This window comes from Polaribacter sp., from assembly GCF_965660385.1.
GTDB lineage: Bacteria > Bacteroidota > Bacteroidia > Flavobacteriales > Flavobacteriaceae > Polaribacter.
In genome coordinates, this window is record NZ_CBFHZT010000001.1 from 22,562 (window position 1) to 46,195 (window position 23,634).

At 32.7% G+C, this 23,634-nt stretch carries 16 protein-coding genes; all 16 read left to right on the forward strand.

Going from position 1 to position 23,634, the window contains the following annotated elements; all coding sequences use genetic code 11:
* Positions 1-5 precede the first annotated feature (5 nt).
* The 16 genes from ACTG3V_RS00080 to ACTG3V_RS00155 all read left to right on the forward strand — a co-directional run bounded on the left by ACTG3V_RS00080 (position 6) and on the right by ACTG3V_RS00155 (position 23,634).
* Entirely contained in the window at positions 6-986 is a 981-nt protein-coding gene (locus tag ACTG3V_RS00080; RefSeq protein ID WP_439130075.1) for a glycoside hydrolase family 43 protein, read from the forward strand.
* Between the two features lie 6 nt (positions 987-992).
* A complete protein-coding gene (locus tag ACTG3V_RS00085; protein WP_439130076.1) occupies positions 993-1,979 on the forward strand; it encodes an arabinan endo-1,5-alpha-L-arabinosidase in 987 nt (328 codons plus the stop codon).
* A gap of 20 nt (positions 1,980-1,999) precedes the next feature.
* Positions 2,000-3,268: a DUF2264 domain-containing protein gene (locus ACTG3V_RS00090; protein WP_439130077.1), complete on the forward strand. Its 1,269-nt coding sequence runs from the start codon at positions 2,000-2,002 to the stop codon at positions 3,266-3,268.
* A gap of 76 nt (positions 3,269-3,344) precedes the next feature.
* On the forward strand, positions 3,345-4,568 hold the full coding sequence (locus ACTG3V_RS00095; protein ID WP_439130078.1) for a glycoside hydrolase family 88 protein: 1,224 nt from the start codon (positions 3,345-3,347) through the stop codon (positions 4,566-4,568).
* Complete coding sequence (locus tag ACTG3V_RS00100; protein WP_439130079.1) at positions 4,565-7,684, forward strand: glycoside hydrolase family 2 TIM barrel-domain containing protein; 3,120 nt, start codon at positions 4,565-4,567, stop codon at positions 7,682-7,684. Before ACTG3V_RS00095 ends, ACTG3V_RS00100 begins: the two co-directional genes overlap by 4 nt.
* Positions 7,685-7,689: 5 nt before the next feature.
* The gene (locus ACTG3V_RS00105) at positions 7,690-9,549 is read left to right on the forward strand and encodes a glycoside hydrolase family 2 protein (protein WP_439130080.1); all 1,860 of its coding nucleotides are present in this window, start codon (positions 7,690-7,692) and stop codon (positions 9,547-9,549) included.
* Between the two features lie 37 nt (positions 9,550-9,586).
* The gene (locus ACTG3V_RS00110; protein WP_439130081.1) at positions 9,587-10,474 is read left to right on the forward strand and encodes an alpha/beta hydrolase family protein; all 888 of its coding nucleotides are present in this window, start codon (positions 9,587-9,589) and stop codon (positions 10,472-10,474) included.
* A gap of 14 nt (positions 10,475-10,488) precedes the next feature.
* Entirely contained in the window at positions 10,489-11,370 is an 882-nt protein-coding gene (locus ACTG3V_RS00115; protein WP_439130082.1) for an alpha/beta hydrolase fold domain-containing protein, read from the forward strand.
* A 30-nt stretch (positions 11,371-11,400) separates the two neighbouring features.
* Positions 11,401-12,414, forward strand: coding sequence for a family 43 glycosylhydrolase (locus ACTG3V_RS00120; RefSeq protein ID WP_439130083.1), 1,014 nt, complete (start codon positions 11,401-11,403; stop codon positions 12,412-12,414).
* Between the two features lie 9 nt (positions 12,415-12,423).
* Positions 12,424-13,767, forward strand: coding sequence for a serine hydrolase domain-containing protein (locus tag ACTG3V_RS00125; RefSeq protein WP_439130084.1), 1,344 nt, complete (start codon positions 12,424-12,426; stop codon positions 13,765-13,767).
* 3 nt (positions 13,768-13,770) lie between these two features.
* Positions 13,771-15,720 (forward strand): glycoside hydrolase family 127 protein, encoded by a 1,950-nt coding sequence (locus ACTG3V_RS00130; protein WP_439130086.1) that lies wholly within the window; start codon positions 13,771-13,773, stop codon positions 15,718-15,720.
* A 22-nt stretch (positions 15,721-15,742) separates the two neighbouring features.
* On the forward strand, positions 15,743-17,446 hold the full coding sequence (locus ACTG3V_RS00135) for a GH39 family glycosyl hydrolase (RefSeq protein ID WP_439130087.1): 1,704 nt from the start codon (positions 15,743-15,745) through the stop codon (positions 17,444-17,446).
* Positions 17,447-17,519: 73 nt separating this feature from the next.
* Positions 17,520-18,860, forward strand: coding sequence for an MFS transporter (locus ACTG3V_RS00140; protein WP_439130088.1), 1,341 nt, complete (start codon positions 17,520-17,522; stop codon positions 18,858-18,860).
* Entirely contained in the window at positions 18,861-19,862 is a 1,002-nt protein-coding gene (locus ACTG3V_RS00145) for a family 43 glycosylhydrolase (protein WP_439130089.1), read from the forward strand.
* A gap of 12 nt (positions 19,863-19,874) precedes the next feature.
* On the forward strand, positions 19,875-21,896 hold the full coding sequence (locus ACTG3V_RS00150) for an alpha-L-arabinofuranosidase C-terminal domain-containing protein (protein WP_439130090.1): 2,022 nt from the start codon (positions 19,875-19,877) through the stop codon (positions 21,894-21,896).
* A gap of 64 nt (positions 21,897-21,960) precedes the next feature.
* Complete coding sequence (locus ACTG3V_RS00155; RefSeq protein WP_439130091.1) at positions 21,961-23,634, forward strand: ribulokinase; 1,674 nt, start codon at positions 21,961-21,963, stop codon at positions 23,632-23,634.

A 23,634-nucleotide genomic window follows, 5' to 3' on the forward strand; every position in this document is an offset into this window, starting at 1 on the left:
AATACATGAAAAAAATTTTTCAACTTATAGGAATTACTCTAATTTTTTTTTCATGTAAAAATGATGAACCAAAGAAAGCAGATAATTTACAAAGACCTTTAGAGGTTAATAACCCAATAATTACAGAGGTATTTACAGCAGATCCTGCAGCTATCATTTATAAGGATACTGTTTATTTATATGCAGGTCATGATGAGGCTCCAAATGATTTCAACTTTTATAAGATGGAAGAATGGTTGGTTTTTTCATCAACAAATATGGTAAATTGGAAATCTTATCCAGTGCCTTTAAAACCATCAGATTTTTCTTGGGCAAAAGGAGATGCTTGGGCATCACAAGTTATTGAGAAAAATGGAAAGTTTTACTGGTATGTAACTGTAGAACATGATGATTCAAATTATGGTAAAGCTATTGGTGTAGCTGTCTCAGACAGTCCAACAGGTCCTTTCAAAGACGCTTTAGGCAAAGCACTTGTTACTAATGATATGACTAAAGCTACTGATATTCGTTGGGATGATATTGATCCTTCTGTTTTTATTGATGATGATGGTCAAGCCTATTTATTTTGGGGAAATACAGCATGCTATTATGCAAAGCTCAAGGACAATATGATTGAACTTGAAGGAGAAATCAAAACCATAGATTTACCCAATTTTACAGAAGCACCTTGGATTCATAAAAAAGGAGATTGGTACTATTTGTCTTATGCTTATCAATTTCCAGAAAAAACAGCTTATGCTATGAGTAAGTCAATTGAAGGACCTTGGGAATTTAAAGGAATTTTAAATGAATTGGCAGGAAATACTAATACCAATCATCAAGCAATTTTAGAATACAAAGGTAAAGATTACTTTATTTATCATACAGGAGGAGTTCAACCAAATGGTGGTAGCTTTAGGCGTTCTGTATGTATTGATGAATTAAAATATAATGAAGATGGTTCGTTAAAACGTGTCATCATGACTTCAGAAGGCATTCAAAAATAAAACATTATGAGACTATTAAAATTTTGTGTTGCATTAAGTATCTTTTTTACATCATTTGTGTCTTGTGCACAAACAGATAAACCAATAACTCACGATCCTGTTGTAGCAAAACAAGGTGATACTTATTACCTTTTTTGTACAGGACCAGGAATTACAAGTTTTACATCTAAAGATTTAAAAACATGGACAAAAGCAGATCCTGTTTTTGCTGATCAACCAAAATGGGCTAAAGAAGTAGCACCTGGTTTCAATGGTCATATTTGGGCTCCAGATATCACTTTTTATGAGGGAAAATATTACCTGTATTATTCAATATCAGCATTTGGAAAAAATACTTCAGGGATTGGTTTGGTCACAAATGAGACGTTAAATCCAAAAGACAAAAATTATAAATGGCAAGACCAAGGAATGGTTATTCAATCAGCACCAAATAGAGATTTATGGAATGCAATTGACCCCAACCTAATCTTTGACGAAGAAGGAACGCCTTGGTTGTCATTTGGTTCTTTTTGGTCAGGATTAAAAATGGTAAAATTAGAAAAAGACCTAAAAACGTTAGCACAACCTCAAGAATGGTATCCAATTGCTAGTAGAAAAAGAAGTCCAAACTTCCCAGATGCAAGTGCAGGAGATGCAGCATTAGAAGGGCCTTTTATCTTTAAAAAAGGAGGTTTTTATTATCAATTTTTATCTTGGGATTACTGTTGTAGAGGAGAAGAAAGTACTTATAAACTTGTTGTGGGTAGATCTAAATCTGTAACTGGACCTTATGTAGATAAACAAGGTAAGAAATTAACTGAAGGTGGAGGAAGTTTAGTAATTGAAGGCAATAAAAACTGGTATGGAGTGGGGCATAATAGTGTTTTTACTTTTGATGGTAAAGACTATACCTTTATGCATGGTTATGACGCAAGTGACAGAGCATTACCAAAATTAATTGTTAAAGAAATCACTTGGGTTAAAGGTTGGCCAACAGTAGAGCCAATGGATTAATTATTTTTAATTTTTATCAAATGTTTAAACAATTTTTTTTTCTTGTTGGATTATTTCTTTTTGTAAATAATCAAGTAATTTCTCAAAATAATAATACTATTTCTAATACTGATAAGCGTGCCTTTTTTGTAGAAAGTTTAGTTCGTATTTGTGATCCGATTTTAACTCATTTGGCAAATGATAATTTAAAGTCAAAAATGCCAGTTGAAAAAGCTGAAAATCCATATCCAGGTAGAGAAGAAGTAGTTCATTTGGAAGCAGTTGGTAGAGCTCTTGCAGGAATAGCTCCATGGTTAGAGTTAGGACCAGACAATACAAAAGAAGGACAACTTAGAAAAAAATATATAAATTTAGCGGTAAAAGGGATTACAAATGCTGTAAATCCAGAAGCCAACGATTACTTAAATTTTACAGAATTAGGTCAACCGTTAGTTGATGCAGCATTTTTGGCTGAAGCTTTAATAAGAGCACCAAACCAACTTTGGGCAAATTTAGATAAAGTAACACAACAACGTGTTCTTAAAGAGTTCAAAAAAACAAGAACAATAGCTCCTTTTTACATGAATTGGTTATTATTCAGTGGAATGATTGAGGCTGCTTTGTTAAAATTTGAAGGTAAAGCTGATATTATGCGAATTGAATATTGCCTGATGAAGCATGACGAATGGTATTTAGGCGATGGAATGTATGGAGATGGACCAGATTTTCATTGGGATTATTACAATAGTTTTGTAATTCAGCCAATGATTTTAGACATTCTTAATGTACTAAAAGAAAAGAAAGAAGTGCTAAAAAATCATCCACATAAAGATAAATTTATTACCAATGCAAATATATTTTTCGAGAGAGCACAACGTTATGCTGCAATTCAAGAACGTTTAATATCACCAACAGGAACTTACCCAGCTATAGGTCGTTCTTTAGCATATAGATTTGGAGTTTTTCAAGCATTATCACAAATTGCATTATTTCAAAAATTACCAAAAAATGTTAAACCTGCTCAAGTTAGGGAAGCATTATATACGGTCATTAAAAATCAATTGTCAGCACCAGGTACATTTAACGAAAAAGGATGGTTAAATATTGGTTTTTACGGACATCAAAAATCAATAGCAGAGCGTTATATTACAACTGGTAGTTTGTATTTGTGTAGTGCTGCTTATTTAGTATTAGGCTTGCCAAAAGATGCACCATTTTGGTCTGATTCTTATGAAGATTGGACTCAGAAAAAAATATGGGCAGGTAAAGAAGCGATAATTGATTACGCATATTATCCAAAGAAAAACTAATAAAAGGAATAACCTAAAAATAGTTATTGTAACCAAATTAGTGGTAAATGATAACAAACTAAAATTAAAATTTATCATGAAAAAATCTAAAATTATTTTAAGTTGTTTTTTATTGATTAGCTTTTTATCATGTAAGCAGAAATCAAAAACGAATGATACTAAAAAAACAGAAAAAAGTTTATTAGCAACTGTTGATAATGCTTTAAATGTTGCAGTTAAGCAATATTCATATTTAAGTGATCAAGTTGAAATAGGTCAATATCCAAGAACTTTTGAAAATGACACTTTAGTTACAAGTAATTCTGGTTGGTGGTGCAGTGGTTTTTATCCTGGTACATTACTTTATTTAGATGAAGTATTAGGTGCACCTAAATTAAAAAAAGAAGCGATTTCATTTTTAGATGATTTAAAAAGAGAACAAACCAATACAGACACACACGATTTAGGCTTTATGATGTATTGCAGCTTTGGAAATGCAAATCGATTGGAAGAAAACAAAGACTATCAAACTATTTTAATGAACAGTGCAAAGTCATTATCAACACGTTATAATGATAAGGTTCAGGCAATTCGCTCTTGGAATAGTGAGCCTTGGAATCATGCAGGTGAAGGAGATTTAGTTGTAATTATTGATAATATGATGAATTTGGAGTTATTATTTTGGGCATCAGAATATAGTGGAGATGATACTTATTACAATATTGCAGTAAATCATGCTGAAAAAACACTTAAGAACCATTTTAGAGAAGATAATAGTTCTTACCATCAATTGATTTATGATGAGAAAACAGGAGATGTAAAAGCTAAAATTACAAGACAAGGAGCTGCTGATTCTTCAGCTTGGGCAAGAGGTCAAGCATGGGGTTTGTATGGTTTTACAGTGATGTATAGAGCTACAAAAAATCAAAAATATTTAGACCAAGCAAAGCGTATTGCAGATTTTATTCTAAAGCATCCAAATCTTCCTAAAAATAAAATTCCTTACTGGGATTTTAATGCGCCAAATATTCCAAATGAGGAAAGAGATTCTTCTGCAGGAGCAATAATCGCTTCAGCTTTGTTAGAGTTAGGGACTTACACTGAAGGTGATTTAGCTAAATTTTATAATACTAATGCTGAAGAGATATTAACGAGCTTGTTAACTCCAGAATATTTTGCAGCCCCAAAAGAAAATGGAGGATTTCTTTTAAAACATGGTGTAGGAGATCTTCCAACCCATAGTGAAGTAAATGTTCCATTATCTTATGGTGATTATTATTTGGTAGAAGCAATGCTTCGTTATAAAAGTCTCAAAAAGTGAAACAATTAAACAAACATATTGTTTATTGTTTTATAGTCATAATGGCTGGAGTACTTCATTGCCAAGAGTTGAAAAACGAATGGGAAAACCCGAAAATTTTAGATAGAAACAAAGAGCAGGCACATACTCAATTTATAGTACATCATTCAAAGGAATCTGCTATTTCCAATGATAAAAATAATTCAACTTTATATCAAAGTTTAAATGGCACTTGGAAGTTTGATGTTGTGAAAACACCAAACCAAAGACCATTAGATTTTTATAAAATTGAAACTGATGATACTAATTGGAATGAAATTCAAGTTCCTTCTAACTGGGAATTACAAGGTTTTGACATCCCAATTTACACGAATGTAACCTATCCCTTTCCCAAAAACCCTCCTTTTGTTGATGACGCTTATAATCCTGTAGGTTCTTATAGAACACACTTTACTATTGCCAAAGATTGGAGTGATAAAGAAGTTATTCTACATTTTGGGTCTATTTCTGGATATGCAAAAGTATATCTCAATGGTAAAGAAGTGGGCATGACCAAAGCTTCCAAAACACCCTCAGAGTTTAATGTAACTGATTTTTTAAATGAAGGAGAAAATTTGTTAGCTGTACAAGTATTTCGTTGGCATGATGGAAGCTATTTGGAGGATCAAGATTTTTGGAGATTGAGTGGAATTGAACGCGATGTGTATTTACAAGCACTACCTAAACTTTCAGTTTGGGACTTTTTTATAAAATCTGGATTGGATTCTACATACCAAAAAGGTACTCTTGATGTAAGTATTTATCTAAGGCGATTTGATAAAAATAAAACAGAAAATACAGAAGTATCATTTGCATTATTGGATACAGAGGGAGGTCAAATATATTCAGACTCAAGACAAATATCAACAAATCAAACAATAGTCAACTTTAAAACCTTATTGCCAAAAATTAATAAATGGAGTGATGAAACACCCTATTTATACACCTACCTCATTCAGTGGCAAGATGAAGAATCTAAATCCTATTATGTTTCAGGTAAAACAGGGTTTAGAACGGTTGAATTAAAAAACGCACAACTCTTGGTTAACGGAAATCCTATCCAAGTCCATGGAGTTAATTTACATGAGCATCATCCTACTAAAGGTCATGTTCCAGATGAAGATATGATGCGTAAGGATTTGGCTTTAATGAAGCAAAATAATATCAATGCCATTAGAATGAGCCATTATCCACACGCAGCAAAACTCTATGAACTTTGTGATGAATTTGGTTTATACGTTGTTGAAGAAGCAAACATAGAAACTCATGCTATGGGAGCTACATTGCAAGGTCCATTTAATAAGAAGGTTCATCCTGCGTATTTGCCAGTTTGGGAAGCAGCACATTTAGATAGGATAAAACGAATGGCTAAACGCACAAAAAATCATCCTTCAATAATTTTGTGGTCAATGGGAAATGAATGTGGAAATGGACCTGTTTTTTATAAAGCTTATGACTGGTTAAAAAAGTTTGATGATACACGTTTGGTTCAGTTTGAACAAGCAGGTGAAAACAAAAATACAGATATAATTTGTCCTATGTACCCAAGTTTGAAACGTATGAGAGATTATGCAAAATTTACGAATAAAACACGACCATTCATCATGTGTGAATACAGTCATGCTATGGGAAATAGCAGTGGAAATTTTCAAGAGTATTTTGATATCATTGACAATTCTCCACAAATGCAAGGTGGATTTATTTGGGATTGGGTAGATCAAGGACTTTTGGCAGAAAAAGATGGTAAGAATTTTTGGGCTTATGGTGGAGATTTGGGAGGTGATAATCTACAAAACGATAATAATTTCTGTGCAAATGGATTAGTTTCAGCAGACCGAAAAGTGCATCCTGCAATTTATGAAGTAAAAAAAGTATATGCTCCTATTAAGTTTCAACTGAAAGATTCAAAACTATCAATCCAAAATAGATATTTCTACACCAATTTAAAAGACTTTTCATTTCAATGGGAACTTTTAAAAAATGGAAATATTATAGATAAAGGTGTCATTGATATAGAAGGGAAACCACAAACATCAACTCATGTTAATTTGCCTTTTGCAGATGTTGAGAACGATGCAGAATATTTTATAAATGTATATGCTTTAACAAGAAAAACTGAAGGATTGATTCCAAAAGGCCATGAACTTTCTAGAGTACAATTCCAATTAGGAAATAAAAATTATTTTGATTTCAATTTCAAAGAAACCAAAAATAAAGCAGCACTTAAAATCAAAGAATTAGATGATGTTTTAACTTTTGAAACAGATGAGATTCATGGAGAATTCAACCTGAGAAATGGTAAAATAACATCATATACCTTAAAAGATGACAAAAGCAGTTTTTTGGCATATCCAGAACCTTATTTCTGGAGAGCAACTACAGACAATGATTTTGGTAATGCTATGCAAAAAAAATCTATACTTTGGAAAGATGCTCACAAAGCTAAAAAAATCACTTCAATTAAGGTTGGTAAACAGTCTAATTTAGGATTACCAATTGAAGTGCATATGACTTTAACAGAGCAACAGATTCCATACTCACTTTTGTATTTTATTCAAAATGATGGAAGTATTAATATCAAGGCTAAAATAGATTTACAAGATTTAGAAGTGCCAGAATTACCGCGTTTTGGAATGCGAATGGTTTTGTCAGGTAATTATAATAATCTCGAATATTATGGTCGTGGCCCTTGGGAAAATTATTCAGACAGAAATACTTCGGCTTTTATAGGATCCTACCAAAGTACAACATCAGATCAATTTACATGGGAATACATTCGTCCACAAGAAAATGGTTATAAAACCGATGTACGTTGGCTCAAATTGATGAATGATAAAGGAATAGGTATTCAAATAAATGGCTTGCAACCTCTAGGTTTTAGCGCATTAAACTTTTCTACAGAATCTTTAGATGCAGGGAGTAGCAAACAACAACGACATACTACAGATATTCATCCAGAAGATAAGGTGTATTTGCATGTAGATTATAAGCAAAGAGGTGTTGGTGGCGATACTAGTTGGGGAGCATTGCCACATGAAAAGTACAGGTTATTAGCGAATAATTATGAATATGGGTATACCATTCAACTTTTAAAATAAGAACAATGAAGCATTTTGTAGGGATAATTATAACACTATGTTTAAGTTTCAACTTCGTTGCAGCGCAAGATAATCTCATAATTAACACTGAAGGCAGAGAAACAGTGTCGTTAAATGGAACTTGGTTTTATATTATTGATCCATATGAAACAGGGTTTTATGACTATCGCTTTAAAGAAAGGCCTGAATCTGATCCAGGTGCTTATTGGAACAAACTAGAATCAAAAAAGAAATCGGACTGGACAGAGCACGAATTTAAAAACCCTAACACCATTAAAGTTCCAGGAGATTGGAACTCTCAAGATCCAAAATTTTTATTTTATGAAGGTACTGTGTGGTATCAAAGAAATTTTGATAAGCCAAATGCACTTAATAATAAGGATTTATATCTTTATTTTGGTGCTGTAAATTACGAAGCACACGTGTATTTAAATGGTAAAAAGTTAGGAATGCACAAAGGTGGATTTACCGCTTTTAATTTCAAAATTCCGGAAAACTTATTAAAGGATCAAGATAATAATTTAGTAGTTCATGTAAATAATAACCGCTATCCAAATGAGGTACCTACTGTTAATACAGATTGGTGGAATTATGGAGGTATTACAAGAGATGTAAAACTGGTTATTACACCAAAACAATACATTCAACAGTATCATATTCAGTTGGCTCAAAATCAGGATATATTAAAATCCATAAAGAAAAAACGTTATCAAATTAATGGCTGGGTTAAATTAAATAAACCAGTAGCATCAGGAGAAGTTTCAATTACTATTCCTGAACTCAATCTAACTAAGAAATTTCAAGCAAGTGGAGATTCTGTAAAAGTAAATTTTGAGGCTAAAAAATTAGAGTTATGGTCCACAGAAAAACCTAAGCTTTATGATGTGGTTTTTAAATTCAACAACAATTCTATTACAGATAAAATAGGGTTTAGGAAAATAGAAGTTGATGGCGAAAAAATACTACTGAATGGCAATCAAATATTTCTTAGAGGAATTAGCATACACGAGGAAGTTTCTGAAGAACAAAGACGTGCGAATAGTAAAAAAGATGCTAAAAAATTATTTGGAAAAGTTCAAGAATTAAATGCCAATATGGCTCGTTTGGCGCATTACCCACACAACGAATACATGCCTAAATTGGCAGATTCTCTAGGCATACTATTGTGGACAGAAATTCCCGTTTATTGGACTATTGATTTTGATAATCCAGAGGTTTATAAAAAGTCAGAAATTCAATTAAAAGAAATGATTGCAAGAGATAGAAATAGAGCTTCTGTTATTATTTGGAGCGTAGGAAATGAAACACCTGTAAGCGCATCTCGAACAAATTTTATGACGAATCTTGTAAAAAAAACAAAGCAATTAGACGATACAAGATTAGTGGCAGCAGCACTTGAAGTACATTATAATAATGGCTTCAATTTTGTTGACGATCCTTTAGGTGCGCATACTGATATTATTGCACTAAATGAATATCTGGGTTGGTATATTGGCACACCAGAAGCTTGTAAAACAGCAGAATGGAAGCTGAAGTATAAAAAGCCATTTTTTATTAGTGAGACAGGCGCCGGAGCGAAAAGTGGATATCATGACGTCAAAGAAGCACGCTTTAGTGAAGAGTATCAACAATGGTATTATGAAGAACAAATAAAAATGTTTAAAAATCAGTTTCCTAAGAGTTTCAGTGGATTGTCACCATGGATTTTAACCGATTTTCGTTCACCAAAAAGACATAATCAAACCTATCAAAGAAATTGGAACCGTAAAGGATTGATTGGTGATGGAGGGAATAAAAAGTTAGCCTTTTATACACTTCAAAAATATTATAAAGAAATAGAAGCAAAAGAAAATCAAAACAAATAAACTTAATCAAATTAGTTGTTTGTAGAAATATCATTTTATGCAAAAAAATAAAATCAAAAATATAAAAACAGCGTCTATCACATTTCTCTTAATTATTATGACGACTATTTGTAGTTTCGGACAAATCGTAAATTCAAAAATTATAGATAATGGAGGAAGTGGTTTATACAAAGCAGTAGGTGTAACTGAAAAAACCTTATCCGATTTTGTAGTATATCGCCCTTTAGATATTAAATTGGCAACAAAAACAGAAGGCAAGTTGCCAATAATAGTTTGGGCAAATGGAGGATGTATGGACTCTTCTATTCATCATGAAAGATTATTAACAGAAGTTGCTTCTCATGGCTATTTAATTATCGCGATTGGTAAACTACAAAGGACGGTTGAAGAAAGAGAACATAAAAATACACCAAACAAAAAACTTCAAGTTGCAATAGATTGGATTACAGAACAAGTAAATCAAGAAGAAAGTGATTATTATCAATTGGCAGATATAAAAAAAATAGCAGCATGTGGTATGTCTTGTGGTGGTGCTCAAGTTATGGCTGTTGCTGATGACAAACGAATTAAAAAGTATATGATGTTTAATTCTGGTATGGGAGATATGACTATGGCTGGGGCTAGCAAAGCATCTTTAAAAGAATTACATGGTGAAATAATTTACATTTTAGGTGGAGAAACAGATGTCGCTTATCACAATGCGCTTTTAGATTTTAAAAGAATCAATAATGTTTCTGTGGTTTTCGCAAGTTTAGAAAATGTAGGACATGGAGGTACTTTTAATGAAGAATTTGGTGGGGATTTTGCTCGTTTAACTTTAAGTTGGTTGGATTGGCAATTCAAATCAAAAGATAATTCGAACATCTTTTTAAAGCAAGATTTATCAAATTACAAAGGTTGGACTTTGAAAAATAAAACGAACTAATTCCATAAAATATGATGAAAACATTTACAGTAAACAACGTATTATTGATATTCCTATTTTTTTCTTTGCTTTCTTGTAATAAAAAGAACTCAAATATAGAATTAGAAAATCAATCTAAGAATAATGAAATTTCTCTAAAAAAGGATTATAAAACCATTACAGTTACCAAAGACATACCTTATCGAAAAGGAGATAGTGATTCTTGGAAACTTGATTTAGCCATGCCAGAGAATTCTGGCAACGAGTTGCGTCCAGCATTGGTAATAATTCATGGTGGTGGATGGCGTTTTGGTTCAAAATCTGTAGATGTTTATCAGAAAATGATGGTCGCATATGCCCAAAAGGGTTACGTAACAATTAATGTAGAATATAGATTAACAGGAGAAGCAGAATTTCCAGCCTGTATAGAAGATGTAAAATGTGCTGTAAGGTGGCTTCGTGCTCATGCTAAGGAACTAAATGTTGACCCAAATCGTATTGGAAGTTATGGACATTCTGCAGGAGCACATTTGTCTATGATGCTTGCAATGACCGATAAATCTGATGGTTTAGAAGGCGATGGTGGCTGGGACAATTATTCAAGTGAGGTAACAGTTGCTGGTGCTGGTTCACCTCCAACAGAATTGGGTAGAGATGTGCCTATGGCAAAAAAAGAATGGTGGCCAATAGGTTATATCGCTGCCAATCATCCACCTATGTTCTTAATTCAAGGTTCAGAAGATGCTGTTGTTTTACCTGAAAGAACTAGAGATTTTGTAGAAAAGATGAAAGCTGCAGGTAACACAAATTTAAAATATCTTGAAATGGAAGGTAACCATGGAATTGCATACAATGGTCAACTAGAAATTACAGATCCTGCTTTAGAAGATTTCTTTGATAAATACTTAATGAAATAAAACTAGAAGAAATTATAATAACATACGATTATGAAAAATATATACCTATTCACTTTAGTATTTTTATCGTTATTCTATAGTGGATGTTCAGTAGCGCAACCAAGTTGGAAACCAGATGATTCAAAAGGTTTTTTAGCACATGACCCTGTAATGATTAAACAAGGTGATGTATTTTATTTATTTACAACTGGTGGAGGAGTTGCCAAAAGTACAGATTTAGAAAAATGGGAGAGAATTAAACCAGTTCCTAGTGACTTAAAATGGGTTACAGAAGATATCATTCCTGGACATCGAAGAGGATATTGGGCTCCTGATATTCAATTTTTAGATGGTACCTATTACTTGTATTATTCACCTTCTGCTTTTGCTAAAAACACGTCAGCAATTGGTGTAATGACAAATAAAACTTTAGACCAAAATAGTTCAGATTATAAATGGGTAGATCATGGAATGATTCTCAAATCGATACCAGGTCGTGATTTTTGGAATGCCATTGATGCTAATGTTTATTTTGAAAAAAAAAGGGGAGGTAAAGTCACAGGTTGGTTATCTTTTGGTTCCTTTTGGGGTGGTCTTAAATTGGTAAAGTTAGACGCTACAATGAAAGCGTTGGCTGAACCACAAGAATGGTACACCATTGCTAAACAAGAAAGAACTTTTGGTATGCCAGATACAGATCCAGGAGATGGTACAATTGAAGCACCATTCATTTATAAAAGACATCAATATTATTATCTGTTTGTATCAACAGGTTATTGTTGTAGAGGATTAGACAGTACTTACAAAACAGTAGTGGGTCGTTCCAGAGATATAAGAGGTCCTTATTTTGATAAGGAAGGAAAACCTTTGTATGCTGGTGGAGGTACTTTTGTTGCTGGCGAAACAGATGAGTATGCTGGTATTGGGCACTCTGCTGTTTACGATTTTGATGGAAAAACCTACTTTGTTGCGCACGCTTATGATAAAGAAGATAAAGGACGCTCAAAATTACTAGTTAAAGAAATTGAATGGGATAGAGCTGAATGGCCAACAGTTAAATTTTAATTTAAAATGATGAAAAAATCCAATCTTGCTTTTATATTATTGGTATCCATTTTTTTTGGATGTCAAAACGCTAAGCAACAAAAACCAGAAACACCTCAAAGTTTTAAAAAAGAGGTTGATTTAAATAATCTTAATATCAATAAAGAAAAAATTGCAGATATTGATGCTTTGTTGCAATCTTATGTAACCAATAAAAAAGTAAATTGTGTTACAGCTTTTGTAGCTAAAGGCGGAAACATTATTTATAACAAATCATTTGGTTTTAAGGATATTGAAAATGATATTCCAGCGAGTGTGGATGATTATTATGTACTATTTTCTCAGACAAAAGCAATTACTACAGTCGCTTTTATGACTTTAGTTGAAAAAGGATTAGTAGCCATAGACGACCCTGTATCTAAATATTTTCCTCAAATCCCAAATCAGGTTGTAACAAAAGTAAATGAGGGTGGAACTTACGAAACTCGACCTGTAAAATCTCCAATGACTTTTACTCATTTAATGTCTCACTCATCAGGATTAAATGCTGGCTTGGTAAAAGAAATTCGAGCAAAAGAAAAAAGGAAAAGTACAGAATTAAGTGAGTTTGGAAAAGTTGAAACTGATTCAACACCTAATGGTCAAAGAAGTTTTGGTGGAAATCCAAAATCTGAATATTTAAAACAAGAAATGATGGATTTGGTAAAATATCCACTTGGTTTTGATCCTGGTTCAGAATGGAATTATCACATCAGTACTAATATGTTAGCTTATTTAATTGAATATATTTCAGGGAAATCATTACAGGAATATGTAAAGGAAACTATATTAAATCCTTTAGGGATGAATGATACAGATTGGTTTTTTACATCAGAAAAACTATCCAAATTTGTAAAACCATACAATTATGTTGATGGCAAATTAGAGCCTGGATCAATGATGTATGCGAAAGGAGCTGTAAGTGAAAAACAAACTTATGCAGAAGGTGCCATTGGTTTAAATGGACCAATTAAAGATTATGCCAAATTTTGTCAAATGCTTTTAAATAAAGGAGAATTCAATGGAAACCGAATTTTAAAAGCAGAAACTATTGAACAAATGACAACTATCAATAGACTTCCAAAAGTTAATTCAGGAGGTGAAAATTTTCAATTTGGATTAGGATTTCAATTGGCCAATGAAAAAAACAAACATATTGATGCTGTTTCAAATACTGCTTTTTGGTGGGGTGGCTTAATGGGTACAGAATACATTATCGATCCAGAAAACGATTTAATTGCGCTTTTTTACATCAACATGTTTCAGCGAGAATCTTTGTATAAAGATTATTTAGAAAAAGTATATGATGTAGTTGATACTAGTAAAAAAGATTAAAAAATGAAATTAAGAAAAAGAAATATCGTATATCTATTTTTAGCTCTTTTGGCTTGTAACTCTGAACAAAAAGAGGTTAAAAAAACTGAGAGTGACTCAAAAGGATATGCTATTCAACCTGTAGATATTCAAAAAGTTAAAGTCACAGATAAATTTTGGCTACCAATTATCAAACGTGTTCAAGAAAAAACCATTGAATATGCTATTGCCAAATGTGAAGAAGAAGGACGTTTAGACAATTTCTTAATTGCAGGAGGAAAAATGGAAGGAGAAGTTAAAGGTGAAATGCCATTTGATGATACAGACGTTTATAAAATTATTGAAGGTGCATCAAACTCGTTAATTTCTGCACCAAATAAAGAGCTAGAAATCGTACTAGATTCATTAGTGAGTATTATAAAAGTAGGTCAAGAAAAAGATGGCTATTTAACCACTTGGAGAACCATTAACCCTGCAAAACCGCCTGCACCTTGGGTAAAAACAGAAAAAGGAGTAAGATGGGATGGATTATTTATGAGCCACGAGTTATACAATGCAGGGCATTTATATGAAGCTGCAGCCATACATTATAAGGCAACAGGAAAACGTAACTTTTTAGATATCGCCTTAAAAAATGCGGATTTAATGGTAAAAACTTTTGGCGAAGGTGAGCTTAAAATATCTGCAGTTCCAGGGCATCAAATTATTGAAACGGGTTTGATAAAACTCTATCAAATTACTGGTAAAAAAGAATATCTTAAACTAGCAAAATACTTTTTAGATAACCGAGGAAATCCAGAAAATCATAAATTATTTGGACCATATTCTCAAGATCATATTCCAGTAGTTAATCAAGATGAAGTCGTAGGTCATTCTGTGAGAGCCATGTATATGTATGCTGCAATGACAGATATTGCAGCCATTCAAAAAGATACTTTGTATGAGAACGCTGTAAACAAATTATGGAACAATATGGTTTCTAAAAAAATGTACATTACAGGAGGAATTGGAGCAAAACATGATGGAGAGCAATTTGGTGCAAATTATGAGTTGCCAAATCTAACTGCATATAATGAAACTTGTGCAGCTATTGGAGATGTGTATTGGAATCACAGATTGCACAATCTTTATGGTGATGTTAAGTATTTTGATGTAATAGAGCGTACATTATATAATGGATTAATTTCAGGATTATCATTAGATGGAACCAATTTTTTCTATCCAAATGCATTAGAATCTGATGGTGTTTATAAATCAAATCGTGGTTCTTGTACACGTCAAGCTTGGTTTGATTGTTCTTGCTGTCCCACTAACGTCATTCGTTTTGTCCCTTCCATTCCTGGATTAATTTATTCAAAAGGAAATAATGAGGTTTATGTTAATTTATATGCATCAAGTCATGCCAATATTAACTTAAATGGAAAAGCAGTAAAAGTTACTCAAGAAACATCTTATCCATGGAATGGAAAAATACAAATGTCTGTTGAATCTGATGCTGAAATTACATTGAAATTTCGTGTACCAGGTTGGAGTAGAAACGAGGTTTTACCAAGCAATTTATATTCTTATACAGAGACCTCTAAATCACAGCCTACTTTATCTATAAATGGTGAAAAAATAGCAACTTCAATTAAAGATGGCTATTTTAATATTACTAGAAATTGGAGTGGAAATGATAAAATCGAAATCAATTTCCCAATGGAAGTTAGAACAGTAAAAGCAAATGAAAAAGTAGAAGAGGATAGAGGTAAATTATCTTTAGAATATGGGCCAATTGTATACGCAGTAGAAGAAGTCGATAATCCAAAATTTGATGAGATTTCGATATCACCATCTGATGAATTTACAGTACAAAAAGAAAATATCTTAGAAGGTGTAAATACCATAAAAAACAATAAATTGAAAGCGATACCTTATTATGCTTGGTCAAATCGAGGAGTCAATAAAATGAAAGTTTGGATAGAAAAAAAATAAAATAACCTTTAAAAATAACATTATGTTAGACATTAAATTTATTTCAAAAAAAATATTCTGTATTGGATTTATCCTGTTTCAGTTACATGTTTTAGCACAGGAAAATCCTGTTGAAATAAATATTGATGCAGCAGAAGAAATTGGAGAAATGAAACCAATTTGGGCTTGGTGGGGTTATGATGAGCCTAATTATACTTACATGAAAGATGGTAAAAAACTACTGTCAGAAATAGCAGATTTAAGTCCAGTTCCAGTATTTGTGCGTGCTCACAGTTTGTTGGTTACTGGCAAAGGAACTCACGGATTAAAATGGGGTTCAACAAATGCTTATACAGAAGATGAAGATGGAAATCCTATTTATGACTGGACCATCGTCGACAAAATTTTTGATACCTATATTGAAAGAGGGATGAAGCCTTTTGCACAAATTGGTTTTATGCCAGAAGCTTTATCATCAAAACCTAAACCATATCGTCATTATTGGAAACCTGGTGCGAAATACGAAGATATTTATACAGGATGGGCTTATCCACCAAAAGATTATGATAAATGGGAAGAACTGGTTTATCAATGGGTAACGCATTGTGTGGAACGTTATGGTAAGAAGGAAGTTGAAAGTTGGTACTGGGAACTTTGGAATGAGCCAAATATCGGTTACTGGCAAGGAACTACTGAAGAATATATAAAACTATACGATTATAGTGCACATGCAGTAAAAAGAGCATTGCCAACAGCTAAAATGGGTGGTCCAGAAACTACAGGTCCAAGATGGGATGTCGCAGAAAATTTTTTACGCACGTTTTTAGATCATGTTAAAAATGGTAAAAACTACGCAACAGGTAAAATAGGCTCACCATTAGATTTTATAACTTTCCACGCAAAAGGTAGTCCTAAAGTGGTTAATGATATGGTTCAAATGGATATGGGTGCACAGTTGAGTGATATAAGTAAAGGTTTTGAAATTGTAGCTTCTTACCCAGAATTCAAAGATTTACCAATTATTATTGGTGAATCAGATCCAGAAGGTTGTGCTGCCTGTTCTGAAGCAGATTATCCTCATAACGCCTATAGAAATGGAACGATGTATGCTAGTTATACTGCAGCTTCATTTGCTAGAAAATATGAACTGGCAGATCATTATGGTGTAAATTTATTAGGAGCAGTAACATGGGGTTTCGAATTTGAAAATCAACCTTGGTATGCTGGTTTTAGAGATATGGCAACGAATGGTGTAGATAAACCAGTTTTAAATGTGTTTCGAATGTTTGGTATGATGGAAGGTCAGCGAATTAAAGTAAACCAAGAAAACCTATCCTATAATTTCTTAAAAGTTAGAGATGAAAGTGTTAGAGGTAAAAGTCCAGATATTAATGCCATAGCTTCTAAGAGTGAAAACTCTATAACCATTATGGTTTGGAATTATCATGATGATAATGATTTGAATGTGCCTTCGTCTTTAGTAAACTTAATTATTGATAATATTCCTTCAGACAAAGTTTTGATGAATCATTATAGAGTGGATCAAGAATTTAGTAACTCATATACAGTTTGGAAAGAAATGGGGTCACCTCAAAACCCAACTAAAAGTCAAATAGAAAAGTTGGAAAAGGCTGGGCAATTACAGTTATTTACATCACCTAAATGGAAACAAATAAATAAGGGATCAACAAATATTCAAATAGATTTACCAAGACAAGGGATATCTTTAATAAAACTGGATTGGTAAATTGCATACCCATCAAGAATATCAATATAAATAAACTAACAAAAATTTCAACTTTAATTCAATAAACACGAAAATGAAATCAGAAAACCAAAAGTTAAGCATCCTTGAAAAAATAGGATATGGATCAGGTGATGCAGCTGTAAACGTTGTAATCTCCTCAATGTTTTTAATTATAACGTTCTTTTATACCGATGTTTTTGGGTTAAAAGCTACAGATATGGCGTTAATGTTTCTTTTAGTACGATTTATTGATGCTGTAACAGATCCTTTAATGGGATTGATTACTGATAAGTTTACTACAAAGTGGGGTAGATACAGACATTATTTTTTGTTTTTATCTGTGCCTTTTGGTATTTCTGTGTTCTTAACATTTGCCACACCAAATTTTGATTATACAGGTAAACTTATATATGCATATGTTACTTATATTTTTGTAACCATAATGTTTACTTCAGTAACCATTCCATATATCTCTTTAATAAGTGTATTAACAAGTGATCCAAAAGAAAAATTATCTGCAAATGGATATCGATTGTTTTTTGCAAAAATCGCAGCTTTTTTGGTATCGATTGTTGTTCCAATTTTAGCTGAAAAGTTAGGGAAGAGTGATTTGGCAAGAGGTTATCAATTAGCAATGGGAATTATGGCGTTTTTAGGAACTGCTTTATTGCTGTTTAGTTTCTTTACAACCAAAGAACGTGTTGAACATAAAATTGATGATAAAACATTAATGGAACAATTTAAACTTTTGATTAAAAATGGACAATGGACATTATTGTTTGGAGTATGTTTTACAGGAACTGTTGGTTACGTTATCCGCGGTTCTGTTGCTATTTTTTATGCTAAATATTTCCTTGGTGGAGATGCCACAATACAATCAACTTTTTTGGGAACTGGCGTTATTGCAGCTATTTTAGCGATGCCAGCATCAACATTAATTACGAAACATTATTGTAAAGTAAAACTTTTTAAATACACCCAATTAGCAGTTGGTGCTATTAGTTTAATCATGTTTTTTGTTGTTGATCCAGGCGATTTGGTTATAGCCTATATACTATATTTTATCTTGTCTTTTGTGGTGGATTTACATGCACCAGTCTTTTGGTCAGCAATTGCAGAAGCAGTAGACTATGGACATGCTGAATCTGGAAAACGTGTTTCAGGATTATCTTTTGGAGGTATTTCTTTCGCACAAAAATTCGGGATGGGGATTGCTGGAGCTGCAGTAGGTTACTTATTAGATTTTTTTGGATATATTCCAGATACAGTTCAAAGTGAAACAGCATTACTAGGTTTAGCATTAATGTTAACGATTATTCCTGGTGTTTTCCATGTGATTATGGGCTTATTAATGTTTCGTTATAAAATAACCGATTCTTATTATCAAACAATTAAAGCAAAATTAAATATTTAGATGAGTACAAATAAAACAAATTCGTCAATAGTTGATCAGCGAGCAGATCCTTTTGTGTATAAGCATACGGATGGATATTATTATTTTACAGGTTCAGTACCAACTTTTGATAGAATTGAAATAAGAAGAGCAAAAACAATTCATGAATTACAAAATGCCAAAACTTTTGATGTTTGGCACAAGCATAATTTTGGACCAATGAGTCGTCATATTTGGGCGCCTGAAATTCATTATTTAGATGGAAAATGGTATGTATATTTTGCAGCAAGTGAAGAAGATGATATATGGAAATTAAGACCTTATGTTTTGGAGTGTAAAGGTCAAGATCCTTTAGCTGATGAATGGATAGAATTGGGTCAAATGCAAGCAGCTGATGATGATGATAAGTCTTTCATCGATTTTTCTTTAGATGGAACTGTTTTTGAAAATAAAGGGAAAAGATATTTCTGTTGGGCAGAAAAAACTGGTGGACAATTCGCGGCTTCCAATTTATATTTAGCTGAAATGGAATCACCCATTAAACTAAAAACAGTACAATTTATGCTAACTACACCAGATTATGATTGGGAGCGTATTGATTTTTGGGTAAATGAAGGTCCAGCAGTTATAAAAAATAAAGGAAAAATCTATATCACATTTTCAGCAAGTGCAACAGGAGCCTGTTATTGTATGGGATTAATGGAAGCTGATGAAGATGCAGATTTATTGGATAGAAATTCATGGAAAAAATCAAGGTATCCAGTCTTGGAAACTAATTATGATAAGAAAATATTTGGTCCAGGCCATAATAGTTTTACTGTAAATGAAGAGGGTAAACCAATAAGTATTTATCACGCTAGAGATTATGAAAATGCAGTTGGTGATCCTGCTGTAGTTCCTGAGAGCGACAAAAGATCACTTGAAGAAATTATTGCAGATCCTTTATATGATCCAAATCGTCATGCAAGAGTTATGGAAGTTCAATTTGACGAAACAGGAAAGCCTTTTTTTGAATTTTATTAAAAAAACATCAACATGAAAACATCATTTTTTAAAAAATTACTGCTATTAATAGTAGGAATTACTTTTTTTTACGGATGTAAAAATGAAAACAAAGTAAATTCAGATAAAGAAAAAAGCCCAGCTGCCATTGATTTGGCATTAGATCTTAAAGATACTGATATTAAAATACAGCCAACCATGTATGGGATTTTCTTTGAAGATATCAATTTTTCAGCTGATGGTGGTTTGTATGCAGAGCTTATAAAGAATAGATCCTTTGAATTTCCTGATGCAAAAATGGGGTGGAAACAGCCAAATAGTGCTAGACCATCATTAAATAAAAATTCAGGTTTTGCTAAAATTACTAATTATGTAAATCCAAATGGAGGAAATAAAAAATACAGCCACACAGAAGTGTATAATGATAAAAATTATGAATTATTAAATGAAGGTTTTCGAGGTATAGGATTGCATGGGGGTAAAAAGTATGACCTTTCTGTAATGATGGCTAATAATGATGGTATAAAAAGTATCAACTTTTCTTTGGTGGATACTACAGGAGTTGTTCTTGCAGAAACTAAATTTAAACCCTCAAAAGGAGATTGGAAAACTTATGAGGCTGTTTTAGAACCTAACAAAACTGATGCAAAAGCATTATTAAAAATCACTTTTGAAGGTACAGGAAGTATCGATTTAGATATGATTTCTTTGTTTCCTCAAGATACTTGGAAAGGTAGAAAAAAAGGATTAAGAAAAGATTTAGTTGAACTTTTAGAGGGTTTAGATCCTGGTTTCCTTCGTTTTCCTGGAGGATGTATTGTTGAAGGTCGTAGTTTGGCGCAACGTTATCAATGGCAAAAAACGGTAGGTCCAGCAGAAGAGCGTGAATTACTAATTAATAGATGGAATAATTTATTCGATCACAGACCAGCTCATGATTATTATCAAAGTTTTGGTTTGGGTTTCTTTGAATATTTTCAATTGTCTGAAGATTTGGGAGCAGAACCAATCCCAATTTTAGGTTGTGGAATGGCTTGTCAGTTTAATACAGGAGAATTGGTTCCGTTAGAAAACTTAGGTCCTTATGTACAAGAGGCATTAGATTTAGTTGAATTTGCCAATGGTAGTATTGAAACTCCTTGGGGAAAATTAAGAACTGAAATGGGGCATCCAGAACCTTTTAATATGAAGTATTTAGGTATTGGAAATGAACAATGGGGACCAGAATATTTTGAACGTTATAAAATTTTTGCAAAAGCAATTAGTGAAAAATATCCAGAACTTATTTTAGTATCAACTCCAGGTCCTTTTCCTGATGGAGATATGTTTGAATATGGATGGGAACAATTGAAGAAACTTAATGTAGATTTAGCTGATGAGCATTATTACAGATCACCTGAATGGTTTAGAAATAATGCTGATAGATATGATAGTTATGAACGAGAAGGTGTAAAGGTATTTGCTGGTGAATATGCTGCACATCCTAAAGGAGTTAAAAATGGCCCTTTAGAAAATAACTGGAACTCAGCTTTATCTGAAGCTGCATTTATGACAGGTTTAGAACGAAATGCAGATGTTGTTCACCTAACAGCTTATGCACCACTAATGGCTCATGAGGAAGGTTGGCAATGGGCACCAGACCTTATTTGGTTCAATAATTTAGAGTCTTACCAAACACCAAATTATCAGGTACAAAAGCTATTTGGTAACAACTCAGGAACTGATTTGTTGAAAATAACAGAAGAAGGAAAACCAGTAATAGGTAAAAACCAAATTTACGCTTCTGCAGTTAAGGATTCAGAATCTAATGATTTGATTATTAAAGTTGTTAATACAAGTGAAAATTTAAAAAGCATTACTATTTCTCCAAAAAACGGAACTTTAAAAGGAAAAGGAACTTTATTAAAATTAAGTCAAAAAGATTTATCTGTAACAAACTCTTTTGATGAACCTAATAATACTAAAGTAACATCGTCAGAATTTGAAATAAATAACGGAAATATTAAAATTGAATTAGAAGCACAATCGCTGAATGTGTTTAAAATAAAAATATAAGTGTTAGGTTTACACTTAAGTAAAAATATCTTTTATATTTGTAAATTGTAAAATAACAAAAGTTATGAAAACATACGTAATAGGTTTAGATTATGGCTCAGATTCTGTAAGAGCTGTATTGATAGACACACAAAACGGAGCTGAATTAGCCTCAGAGGTATTTTGGTATCCAAGGTGGAAAAAACAACAATATTGTAACCCAGGAATCAATCAATTTAGACAACATCCATTAGATCATATAGAAGGATTAGAACATACGATTACTTCTGTAATTTCAGAAAGTGGTGTTTCACCAGAAGCAGTTACAAGTATTTGTATTGACACTACAGGATCTTCACCTTTACCATTAACAAAAGAAGGTACACCTTTGGCATTAGTAGAGGGTTTTAAAGAAAATCCAAATGCTTTGATGGTACTTTGGAAAGACCACACTTCTGTAAAAGAAGCGAATGAAATAAATGAATTGGCAAGAAGTTGGGGAGGAGAAGATTATACAAAATATGAAGGGGGAATTTATTCTTCTGAGTGGTTTTGGGCAAAAATATTACACATCGCAAGACAAGATAAAGCCGTAAAAGAAGCAGCTCATACTTGGATGGAACATTGTGATTATATGACGTATATGTTAGTTGATAATCAAGATTTAAAATCCTTTAAACGCAGTCGATGTGCAGCAGGACATAAAGCCATGTGGCACGAAAGCTGGAATGGTTTACCTGCAGAAGAATTCTTAACGCAATTAGATCCATACTTAGCAGAATTAAGAGGAAACCTTTACAATGAAACTTACACATCAGATGAAATTGCGGGTCATTTAAATCAAGAATGGGCAGATAAATTAGGCTTAACTACCAATACTGTTATTGCTGTTGGTACTTTTGATGCGCATTCTGGTGCAGTGGGTGCTAAAGTTGATAAACATGCATTGGTTAGAGTAATGGGTACATCTACTTGTGATATTATGGTAGCCGATGAAAAAGTTATTGGAGCTAATTGTGTAAAAGGAATTTGTGGTCAAGTAGATGGATCTGTAATTCCTGGATTTATTGGTTTAGAAGCTGGACAATCTGCATTTGGAGATGTGTTAGCTTGGTTTAAAAATGTTTTATCATGGCCAATTGACAATTTAGTAATGACTTCTTCTATCCTTTCTGAAGATCAAAAAGAAAAACTTCAAAATGAAATTGAAGCCAATTTTATAAGGACTCTAGCAAGTCAAGCAGAAAAAATTCCTTTAGAAGAAGCTGTACCAATTGCTTTAGATTGGGTGAATGGTCGTAGAACACCAGATGCTAATCAAGAATTAAAGGCGGCATTTACAGGAATCTCATTAGGCACAAAAGCACCACACATTTTTAAAGCATTGGTGAATGCCATTTGTTTTGGCTCTAAAATGATTGTAGATCGTTTTGAAGACGAAGGTGTAAAAATAGATACTGTTATTGGTATTGGAGGCGTAGCACGTAAGTCGCCATTCATTATGCAAACATTAGCAAATGTATTAAACATGCCAATAAAAGTGGCAGAATCAGATCAAGCACCAGCATTAGGTGCAGCAATTTATGCAGCAGTAGCAGCAGGTGTTTATAGCAATGTAGTAGAAGCTAGTAAAGTAATGGGAAGCGATTTTGAAGCAGAATACTTTCCACAATCCAATCAAGTAAAAATCTACGCAAACTTCATGGAAGAGTATAAAGCCTTAGGAGAATTTGTAGAACAATCAATAAAATCAAAATAG

What these genes read in the sequence shown, in the direction of transcription:
- ACTG3V_RS00145 (WP_439130089.1), top strand. Translation starts at nt 18,861, where the DNA reads ATGAGTACAAATAAAACAAATTCGTCAATAGTTGATCAGCGAGCAGAT.
- ACTG3V_RS00085 (WP_439130076.1), top strand. Translation starts at nt 993, where the DNA reads ATGAGACTATTAAAATTTTGTGTTGCATTAAGTATCTTTTTTACATCA.
- ACTG3V_RS00105 (WP_439130080.1), top strand. Translation starts at nt 7,690, where the DNA reads ATGAAGCATTTTGTAGGGATAATTATAACACTATGTTTAAGTTTCAAC.
- ACTG3V_RS00110 (WP_439130081.1), top strand. Translation starts at nt 9,587, where the DNA reads ATGCAAAAAAATAAAATCAAAAATATAAAAACAGCGTCTATCACATTT.
- ACTG3V_RS00120 (WP_439130083.1), top strand. Translation starts at nt 11,401, where the DNA reads ATGAAAAATATATACCTATTCACTTTAGTATTTTTATCGTTATTCTAT.
- ACTG3V_RS00095 (WP_439130078.1), top strand. Translation starts at nt 3,345, where the DNA reads ATGAAAAAATCTAAAATTATTTTAAGTTGTTTTTTATTGATTAGCTTT.
- ACTG3V_RS00135 (WP_439130087.1), top strand. Translation starts at nt 15,743, where the DNA reads ATGTTAGACATTAAATTTATTTCAAAAAAAATATTCTGTATTGGATTT.
- ACTG3V_RS00090 (WP_439130077.1), top strand. Translation starts at nt 2,000, where the DNA reads ATGTTTAAACAATTTTTTTTTCTTGTTGGATTATTTCTTTTTGTAAAT.
- ACTG3V_RS00115 (WP_439130082.1), top strand. Translation starts at nt 10,489, where the DNA reads ATGAAAACATTTACAGTAAACAACGTATTATTGATATTCCTATTTTTT.
- ACTG3V_RS00150 (WP_439130090.1), top strand. Translation starts at nt 19,875, where the DNA reads ATGAAAACATCATTTTTTAAAAAATTACTGCTATTAATAGTAGGAATT.
- ACTG3V_RS00080 (WP_439130075.1), top strand. Translation starts at nt 6, where the DNA reads ATGAAAAAAATTTTTCAACTTATAGGAATTACTCTAATTTTTTTTTCA.
- ACTG3V_RS00140 (WP_439130088.1), top strand. Translation starts at nt 17,520, where the DNA reads ATGAAATCAGAAAACCAAAAGTTAAGCATCCTTGAAAAAATAGGATAT.
- ACTG3V_RS00130 (WP_439130086.1), top strand. Translation starts at nt 13,771, where the DNA reads ATGAAATTAAGAAAAAGAAATATCGTATATCTATTTTTAGCTCTTTTG.
- ACTG3V_RS00125 (WP_439130084.1), top strand. Translation starts at nt 12,424, where the DNA reads ATGAAAAAATCCAATCTTGCTTTTATATTATTGGTATCCATTTTTTTT.
- ACTG3V_RS00155 (WP_439130091.1), top strand. Translation starts at nt 21,961, where the DNA reads ATGAAAACATACGTAATAGGTTTAGATTATGGCTCAGATTCTGTAAGA.